Below are 2,703 nucleotides of genomic sequence, written 5' to 3'. Positions count from 1 at the left end.
ACGAGTTCCTGCGCAGCCGCGACCCGGGGGCGGCGGAGTTCAGCGCCGACGACTACAACCAGTACGTCGACGGCAAGCCGCGCAAGGACGGCGTCCGTGACTTCCTGACCAGCCGGGGGATCACCCTGCCCGAGGGCAGCGACGACGACCTCGCCGACGCGCCCACCGTGGCCGGCGTCGCGACGCGGAAGAACGAGCTGATCATGGCCGAGCTGGACGAGCACGGCGTGCAGGTCTACGAGGGCTCGATGCGGTACCTGCGGGCGGCGCGGGACGCCGGCCTGGCCACCGCCGTCGTCACGGCGTCGGCCAACGGGGAGCACGTGGTCGCGGTCGCCGGGTTCGCCGACCTCATCGACGCCCGGGTCGACGGCGTGGTCGCCGCCACCGAGGGGCTGCGCGGCAAGCCGGCCCCGGACACCTTCCTGGCCGGCGCACGGGCCCTCGGCGTCGAGCCGGCGCAGGCCGCGGTCTTCGAGGACGCCCTCTCCGGGGTCGCCGCCGGGCGGGCCGGTGGGTTCGGCTACGTCGTCGGGGTCGACCGGGTGGGCCAGGCCGACGGGCTGCGCGAGCGCGGCGCCGACGTCGTCGTCACCGACCTGGACCAGCTCCTGGGGGAGACCCCGTGACGGAGGGGCGCGCGCACTTCCTGGTCGAGCCGTGGTCGCTGACCGAGGTCGGCGTCGACCTGGCCTCCCTGGGGGTCCACGAGTCGGTGTTCGCCCTGGCCAACGGGCACATCGGGATGCGCGGCACGCTCGACGAGGGCGAGCCGGTCATCGTCCCCGGCACCTACCTCAACGGCTTCTTCGAGGAGCGGCCGATGCCCTACGCCGAGGCCGGCTACGGCTTCCCGGAGCAGGGCCAGACCGTGGTCAACGTGACCGACGGCAAGCTGATCCGGCTGCTGGTCGGGGACACCCCGCTGGACCTGCAGTACGGCGACGTCATCGACCACCGCCGGACGCTGGACCTGCGCAACGGGCTGCTGCGCCGCAACACCGAGTGGCGCGGGCCCAGCGGGCGCCAGGTGCGGGTCACCAGCACCCGGCTGGTCTCGCTGACCCGGCGGTCGATCGCCGCCATCGAGTACACCGTCGAGTGCACCGACGACCAGGGCGACCTCTACATCGCCCTGCAGTCGGACCTGCTGGCCAACGAGTTCGTGACCACGTCCCAGTCCGGCGACCCCCGCGCCGCCTCGGCGATGACCCGGCCGCTGGAGTCGGAGCTGCACGTGGGTCGCGGCCGGCACGCCGTCCTGGTGCACCAGACCGCCCGCAGCCGGCTGCGGATGGCCGCCGGGATGGACCACGAGGTCGACGTCCCCGACTCGGCCACCGAGGACCTGGAGGTCTCCCCGGACCTGGCCCGCTACACCCTGGCCGCCCGGCTGCCGGCCGGCTCGAAGCTGCGGCTGGTGAAGTACCTCGCCTACGGCTGGTCCAGCCGCCGCTCGTCGGCCGCCGTCCGGGACCAGGTGGAGGGGGCGCTGGCCACGGCGAAGCTGGCCGGCTGGAACCGGCTGGTGCGGGAACAACGCGAGTTGCTGGACCGGCACTGGGACGAGGCCGACGTCGAGGTGGAGGGTGACGACGAGCTCCAGCAGGCGGTGCGGGTCGGCATGTTCCACGTCCTGCAGGCGGGCCTGCGCGCCGAGCGGCAGCCGATCCCGGCCAAGGGGCTGACCGGTGACGGGTACGACGGCCACACGTTCTGGGACACCGAGACCTACGTGCTGCCCGTGCTCACCTACACCGCGCCCGGAGCCGTGCGCGATGCGCTGCTGTGGCGGCACTCGACCCTGGACCTGGCCCGCGAGCGGGCCCGCGTGCTCGGCCACACCGGCGCCGCGTTCCCGTGGCGGACCATCCGCGGGGAGGAGACGTCGGGCTACTGGCCGGCCGGGACGGCGGCCTTCCACATCAACGCCGACATCGCCGACGCCGTCGCCCGGTACACCGCGGCCACCCTGGACGACGAGTTCGACCGCGACTACGGCACCGAACTGCTGGTCGAGACGGCCCGGCTGTGGGCCTCGCTCGGCCACTTCGACGACGGTCGGGGCTTCCGGATCGACGGTGTCACCGGGCCCGACGAGTACACCGCCGTCGTGGACAACAACGTCTACACGAACCTGATGGCGCAGCGGAACCTGCGGGAGGCGGTCGCGGCCGCCCACCGCCAGCCCGACACCGCGGCGCGGCTGCAGGTGGGCGCGGACGAGCTGGAGCTGTGGGCCCGCGCCGCGGACGGCATGCGGGTGCCGTTCAACGCCGACCTCGGGGTGCACGAGCAGTCCGAGGGGTTCACCCACCACGAGGAGTGGGACTACGAGGGCACCCGGCCCGACCAGTACCCGCTGCTGCTGCACTTCCCCTACTTCGACATCTACCGCAAGCAGGTCGTGAAGCAGGCCGACCTGGTGATGGCGCTGCACCTGCGGGGGGACGCCTTCACGCTCGAGGAGAAGATCGCCGACTTCGCCTACTACGAGGCGCGGACGGTGCGGGACTCCTCCCTGTCGGCCGCGGTGCAGGCGGTGATCGCCGCCGAGACGGGGCACCTGGACCTCGCGCACGACTACTGGGGCGAGGCGGCCCTGACCGACCTGCAGAACCTGCACGGCAACAGCGGGCACGGGCTGCACATCGCCTCGCTGGCCGGGGGCTGGATGGTCGCGGTCGGCGGGTTCGGCGGGAT

Annotated in this window: 2 protein-coding genes; both read left to right on the top strand. The window is 73.3% G+C overall.

The genetic code is table 11. The features are described from left to right. Positions 1-629, top strand: a 629-nt coding sequence (locus tag G5C62_RS26475) for an HAD family phosphatase (RefSeq protein ID WP_164703339.1), incomplete at its 5' end; no start/stop codon positions are given. Continuing rightward, a partial coding sequence (locus G5C62_RS26470) for a glycoside hydrolase family 65 protein (protein ID WP_164703338.1) occupies positions 626-2,703 on the top strand: 2,078 nt, incomplete at its 3' end. The genes G5C62_RS26475 and G5C62_RS26470, both read left to right, overlap by 4 nt.

The organism is Modestobacter sp. KNN46-3, from assembly GCF_011039295.1.
This window is presented reverse-complemented; position numbering and strand designations above follow the sequence as displayed.